Genomic DNA, 3,409 nt, shown 5'->3' on the forward strand with positions numbered 1-3,409 from the left:
GTTTTTCTACAGGCTCAACGCCCTGTTAAGGGGTGAGCAACGCAATACCGAAGCCACCGCACACCACCCTAATCACTAAAATCAACGCATAGTAAAAATGCCACGCGTTGCGAATCCCTCTTGAACAGTTTGTTATGTTGAAACTCAGCACGTGTTTTACATTAAACTTTTACCGCATTTTCAACTGCATCAAGACTTCCATGTGTCAAAGACAGCCTCAATATTATGACCATCTGGATCATGAACGAAGCAGGCATAATAGTTCTCGGTATAGTGAGGTCGCGGTCCTGGAGCTCCGTTGTCTCGCGCTCCTGCTAAAATAGCTGAGTCATAAAACTCTCGAACCTTTTTCTGACTCGCCACACGAAAGGCAATATGAAAGCTCGTTAAAGCACCCTCAGTCTTAGCGCTACAGATCTCGAATAAGAAGCCCTTACCGAGGTCGAAAGCCCAAAATTTTCCTTTTTCACCAAATGCAACTTTGTACCCTAGTGGACTAAAAGCTTCTTCATAAAACTTCCGGCTTCTTTCCAAATCACTAACGGGAATTGTAACGTGATCAATCATGTATATACCTAAGATATTGCGTGGAAGATGAGATTAGCTGAATACCTGTGGGCTTTGAAGCCCTATTCAACATAACAGTGAAGCATTTATTCGCCGTGCGGAGCATGGCGTATAAATGCCTGTTGGACTAAGGCGCGTCCAGCAGGCGGCTATTTACTAGGGGATTGTATTGACGGGCATGTGGCCGGAGGCCACCAAGCCATGCATCGGCATGTTGCTGGTAACGCGCTCTCATGCTGAGATTAACCGTCATGTCAGTACTCCCGAACCAAAGTTAACCCAATGTAGCGTGCCTGACGGCTAAAATCCATCACCGGGACGAGCGTAGCCGTGACCCGCCAGCGGGTCGGTGAACCATGTCCCTCATCGTGGTATGCCGTTACATTAGGTTCGATAGCGTTGCTCCTGGTGGTTAGGCGGTGGACCGCAGGAGGGGCGCTGAGAGGAGAGTATGCCGATCATCTGCAAGCTGGGTTGCCTACAGTGTGGACAGGTGTAGGTCGGCTCCGCCTCGCTGGCAGCCATATCAGCATCCGGTGCTGGCTCTACAACCGCTAACGCGCGCCGGATCTGTACCAAACGCTGCCGACGACAGCGATTGGCCAGAAAACCGTAATGGCGTACCCGCATCAGCCCCTTGGGCAGGACGTGGAGCAAGAACCGGCGCACGAACTCCTTGCCATCAAGGATGAGTGGCTTGTGCCGCTCGCGGTCACGATAGTCCTTGTAGCGTAAGATCACCTGATGATCATCGACGGTCAGAATGCGTGCATTGCTGATAGCGATCTGGCGCGTATAGCGCGCGAGGTAGCGAACCACGGCGGGGGTGTGTTCAAGGCAATCCTTGCTGTAAACCCCCCACTCAGTGGTCATCAACGTGTTCAGTTGTTCATCGACATCACCGGGCCAAGTGACTCGGTGAAGATCGCCTGCCGTGGCGACTTTGCGCAAAGCACTCACCATGTGCCCACGGAAGTGGCGTGACAAGGCCCGCACGGGGAACAAGTAGTTACTACGCGCTTCACGCCAGTTGCCATCGTCACTCAAGGCACCGCCTGGAACCAAACAATGCAGATGCACATGTTGGCTCAGGTTCTGGCCCCTGGTGTGAAGCACGGCGATCATCCCCATCTGGCCGTCAAGGCGTTTAGGATCGCGCCCAAACATGCGCAGCGTGTGCCAGGCACTTTGGAACAGCAGCCGGTGGATCACCTCGGGATGAAGCTGAACCCAGCCATTAAGGCTGTGTGGCAGTGTGAACACGACATGGTAATAGCGCACCGGTAGGATATTGGCCTGTTGACGCTCGGCCCATTGCTCTATAGCGCGGCCCTGGCACTGCGGGCAGTGACGATCTCGGCAACCGAAGTAGTGTGGCTGTACGTGGGCGCAGTCGGAGCACTGCAAGACCATCCCGCCCATCGCTTCCGTTCGGCAGGCTAGCAGATGAGTACACACTCGTTGTCGGTGGCGATCAAGACCGGCTGGATCGAGAAAACGGGTCAGCGCCTGTTGCAGAGTAGCGGTCTTAGTCATGACCCATCTCCAATGTCGCCACCAGGTCGATATGGCGCTGACTTACCCCTTGCTGGTTCGGTAGCCAGTGTAGGTAGCGCATCGTCGACTGGAGGTTACGATGGCCCAGCAGTCGCTGAAGCTGGTGAACGGGTAGGCCCTGCTCCAGGACATGGGTGGCATACGCATGGCGCAGACTGTGGATGCCCCCTATCCGCTCAACCTCGGCAAGGCGTTTGGCCTGGGTAAAGGCCTTCTGCGGCGCACTGGGGTGCAGTGCTTGATCGGGAAACAGCGCACTCGGGAAGAGCCATGTGGATGGACGGTAGGCTCGCCAGTAATCGCGCAAGCGATCAATCAAGGTCGCCGGAAGCAACACCATGCGATCTTTCGCGCCCTTGCCTTGAGCGACACGCAACTGGCCACGCTGACTGTCGATGTCACTGACACGCAAGTGACAGACCTCACTTACGCGTAAGCCGCAGCCGTAGCACAGCTCCAGCATCATGCGATGCTTGGTGTTTTGGCAGGCGGCCAGAATCCGCCGAACCTCGTCGCGGGTCAGCAGTTCTGGAATCCGCTGCGGTTTTTTAGGGACGGTGAGCGGCACATCAAACGACGGCCACTGCAACACGTGCAGGTACAGGAACCTTACGCCATGCAGGTAGACACGGCAGCTGGCCGCGGACAAACCGCGCTCCTGAACCAGATGATTAAAAAAGTGTTGTAGGTCGTCGGTACTCAACGTGTCTGGCGAACGGTGGAAATATCGTGCCAGCTCAGTGATCACCATCAGGTAGGTGTTGTGGGTACGTTGCGAAAAGCCACGCTGACACATGGCCGCGATCATCTTCTGTCGCAAGGCAGTCATCGTCGTCACTCCTGTTGATTGACCCACGTGGGTCAATCAACAGTGTGGCCCGATGAGGCGAGAAACGTGGTTCGTCGATAGCTACCGCGAAGCGGTTTAGTTCAACAGTGCTTATATAGCCTGCTGCATAACACCATTGAATGTGGCTGCGCGTTTATTGATTTTATCCAGCCGCTCTAAAAAACTTAACCAACTGTTTTTAAAACGCTATTTATATCGTATGGCAGCATCTACAAAATTCGCGAGCCCGCTCGTTTTGCTCTTTTCAATCATACTTTATTCATAAATTTGGCTTAGGTCACGTGGCTTTGCAGAAAAACTGAGCTGGAACATGTTTTAGGCAGTTGGGGCTGCCTTCCCGCTGGGCCGCCATCGCGGGTGCCTTTTGGCTCGTTCCTCGCCAAGCGTTACGCAATGGGATGGACTCCTCCTCACCCTACTCCGGCGTCAGTGCGC

At 54.3% G+C, this 3,409-nt stretch carries 3 protein-coding genes; all 3 read right to left on the minus strand.

Translation table 11 applies throughout. From position 1 onward, the window contains the following. Window positions 1-189 precede the first annotated feature (189 nt). The 3 genes from INT21_RS16840 to INT21_RS16850 all read right to left on the minus strand — a co-directional run bounded on the left by INT21_RS16840 (window position 190) and on the right by INT21_RS16850 (window position 2,953). Window positions 190-567, minus strand: a complete 378-nt coding sequence (locus INT21_RS16840; protein WP_193067429.1) for a VOC family protein — start codon at window positions 565-567, stop codon at window positions 190-192. Between the two features lie 384 nt (window positions 568-951). Next, the gene (locus INT21_RS16845) at window positions 952-2,103 is read right to left on the minus strand and encodes an IS91 family transposase (protein ID WP_193067430.1); all 1,152 of its coding nucleotides are present in this window, start codon (window positions 2,101-2,103) and stop codon (window positions 952-954) included. After that, the gene (locus tag INT21_RS16850) at window positions 2,096-2,953 is read right to left on the minus strand and encodes a site-specific integrase (protein ID WP_193067431.1); all 858 of its coding nucleotides are present in this window, start codon (window positions 2,951-2,953) and stop codon (window positions 2,096-2,098) included. The genes INT21_RS16845 and INT21_RS16850 overlap by 8 nt, the downstream gene beginning before the upstream one ends. Window positions 2,954-3,409: the final 456 nt, after the last annotated feature.

This window comes from Halomonas sp. 3F2F (assembly GCF_014897805.1).
In the GTDB taxonomy this organism is placed as follows: Bacteria; Pseudomonadota; Gammaproteobacteria; order Pseudomonadales; family Halomonadaceae; genus Vreelandella.

Excerpts from the sequence above, each read along its gene's own strand:
- INT21_RS16845 (WP_193067430.1), bottom strand. The coding sequence starts at position 2,103 with ATGACTAAGACCGCTACTCTGCAACAGGCGCTGACCCGTTTTCTCGAT.
- INT21_RS16850 (WP_193067431.1), bottom strand. The coding sequence starts at position 2,953 with ATGACTGCCTTGCGACAGAAGATGATCGCGGCCATGTGTCAGCGTGGC.
- INT21_RS16840 (WP_193067429.1), bottom strand. The coding sequence starts at position 567 with ATGATTGATCACGTTACAATTCCCGTTAGTGATTTGGAAAGAAGCCGG.